Here is a 2,801-nt window from a genome sequence, read left to right on the forward strand (position 1 = left end):
CACCCCCGACTCCGTACAACCGTTCCGCCGGTTGTTGCGGCTGGCTCTTTCCCTACTCGGCGGCCGCGTCCGCCGCCTGTGCCCGGAGCGCGCGCTCGACACCGGAACGGGACTCCGAGACGAGCCGGCGCAGAGCGGCGTTCGGCTCGGCGGCGGTCAGCCAGGCGTCCGTCTTCGCCAGGGTCTCCTGGGACACCTGGACGGCCGGGTAGAAGCCGATGGCGATCTGCTGGGCGATCTCGTGCGAGCGCGAGTCCCAGGCCTCCTTGACCACCGCGAAGTACTTGTCGGTGTAAGGCTCCAGGAGCTCGCGCTGGTCGGTCTGGACGAAGCCCCCGATCACCGCCTCCTGGACGGCGTTGGGCAGCTTGTCGGACTCGATGACCGACGCCCAGGCCTCCGCCTTGGCCTCCGGGGTCGGGCGGGCGGCCCGGGCAGTGGCGGCGTGACGTTCACCGGCGGCGGTCCTGTCGCGCTCGTACTCGCCCGCGATCTCGTCCTCGTCGAAGCGTCCGACGGCCGCGAGCCGCTGCACGAACGACCAGCGCAGCTCGGTGTCGACGGCCAAGCCCTCGATGGTCTGCGTGCCCTCCAGCAGCGCGTCCAGGAGGTCCAGCTGCTCCGGCGTGCGGGCCGTGGCCGCGAAGGCGCGGGCCCAGGCCAGCTGGTGGTCGGAGGCCGCCTCGGCCGCGCGGAGGTGGGCCAGCGTGGCGTCCGTCCAGCGGGTCAGCAGGGCTTCGCGGGCGGCCGGGTCGGCGTACAGGTCGATCGCCAGCTTCACCTGCCGCTGGAGCGACTGCACGACACCGATGTCCGACTCCTTGCCGATGCCCGAGAGGACGAGGGAGAGGTAGTCGCGGGTGGCCAGTTCGGCGTCGCGGGTCATGTCCCACGCGGAGGCCCAGCACAGCGCGCGCGGAAGGGACGCCTCGAAGTCGCCCAGGTGTTCGGTGACGAAGGCGAGGGACGCGTCGTCGAGGCGGACCTTGGAGTACGACAGGTCGTCGTCGTTGAGCAGGATCACGGCCGGACGACGCCTGCCGACCAGCTGCGGTACGGCCGTCAGCTCGCCGTCGACATCCAGCTCGATACGCCCGCTCTCGTCGTCGCGCAGCAGCTTGCCGCTCTCGTCGTCGAGTTCGTACAGGCCGACAGCGATACGGTGCGGCCGCAGCGTCGGCTCACCCTTGGCGCCGGCGGGCAGGGCCGGCGCCTCCTGGCGGATGGCGAAGGAGGTGATGACACCGTTCGCGTCCGTCTCGATCTCGGGACGCAGGATGTTGATGCCGGCCGTTTCCAGCCAGGACTTCGACCACGCCTTCAGGTCACGCCCGGAGGTCTCCTCCAGGGCGCCCAGCAGGTCGCTCAGGCGCGTGTTGCCGTACGCGTGCTGCTTGAAGTAGGCCTGCACGCCCGCGAAGAACGCGTCCGTGCCGACGTACGCGACGAGCTGCTTCAGTACGGAGGCGCCCTTGGCGTACGTGATGCCGTCGAAGTTGACGAGGACGTCGTCGAGGTCGCGGATGTCGGCCATGATCGGGTGGGTGGACGGCAGCTGGTCCTGCCGGTAGGCCCACGTCTTCATGGAGTTGGCGAACGTGGTCCAGCTGTGCGGCCAGCGCGAGCCGGGGGCGTCCGCCTGGCAGGCGATGGAGGTGTACGTGGCGAACGACTCGTTCAGCCACAGGTCGTTCCACCACTCCATGGTGACCAGGTCGCCGAACCACATGTGCGCCAGCTCGTGCAGGATCGTCTCGGCACGCGTCTCGTACGCGGCGTCGGTCACCTTCGACCGGAACACGTACTGGTCGCGGATGGTGACCGCGCCCGCGTTCTCCATGGCACCGGCGTTGAACTCGGGAACGAACAACTGGTCGTACTTCTTGAACGGGTACGCGTAGTCGAACTTCTCCTGGAACCACTCGAAGCCCTGGCGGGTCACCGCGAAGATGGCATCGGAGTCGAGGAACTCGGCGAGCGAGGGCCGGCAGTAGATGCCGAGCGGGACGGTCTGGCCGTTCGCCTCGTACACGCTGTGGACCGAGTGGTACGGGCCGACGATGAGCGCGGTGATGTACGTGGAGATACGGGGCGTCGGCTCGAACCGCCAGACGTCGTCCTTGGGTTCGGGCGTCGGCGAGTTGGAGATGACGGTCCAGCCGGTCGGCGCCGTCACCGTGAACTGGAAGGTCGCCTTGAGGTCCGGCTGCTCGAACGACGCGAACACGCGCCGCGCGTCCGGCACCTCGAACTGGGTGTAGAGGTACGCCTGCTGGTCGACGGGGTCGACGAAACGGTGCAGGCCCTCACCGGTGTTGGTGTAGGCGCAGTCGGCGACGACGCGCAGCACGTTGCGGCCGGCCAGCAGCCCCGGCAGGGCGATCCGGGAGTCCTTGAAGACCTCGTCGGGGTCGAGCGCGTCCCCGTTGAGCGTGATCTCCCCGACGGCCGGAGCCACCAGGTCGATGAAGGACTCCGCGCCGGTCTCGGCGGAGTCGAAGCGCACCGTGGTCACGGACCTGTAGGTGCCGCCCTCCTGCGCGCCGGAGAGATCGAGCTCGATCTCGTACGAGTCAACGGTGAGCAGCTTCGCCCGCGCTTGCGCCTCTTCGCGGGTCAGGTTTGTGCCAGGCACGCGGTCATCTCCTCGTATGTGTGGGTTGCGCCATCCTTCCATGGGATCCCGGGCCGACGCGATGGCCGGAACCCGCCGCTGAGCGGGGTGGACGGCCCGTCGGCCCGGTGATCCGCAAGTGGCCGCGTTGTGCTGACGCGACGGGGCGACACTTGGTTCCCTCGGG

The 2,801-nt window shown here is 69.3% G+C and carries 1 protein-coding gene; it reads right to left on the bottom strand.

Annotation, left to right across the window (positions count from 1 at the left end; translation table 11 throughout):
* Positions 1 to 52: 52 nt before the first annotated feature.
* Positions 53 to 2,635 (bottom strand): aminopeptidase N, encoded by a 2,583-nt coding sequence (gene pepN / locus STRTUCAR8_RS05035; RefSeq protein WP_044471649.1) that lies wholly within the window; start codon positions 2,633 to 2,635, stop codon positions 53 to 55.
* Positions 2,636 to 2,801: the final 166 nt, after the last annotated feature.

The sequence above is a fragment of the Streptomyces turgidiscabies Car8 genome (assembly GCF_000331005.1).
Taxonomy (GTDB): Bacteria; Actinomycetota; Actinomycetes; order Streptomycetales; family Streptomycetaceae; genus Streptomyces; species Streptomyces turgidiscabies.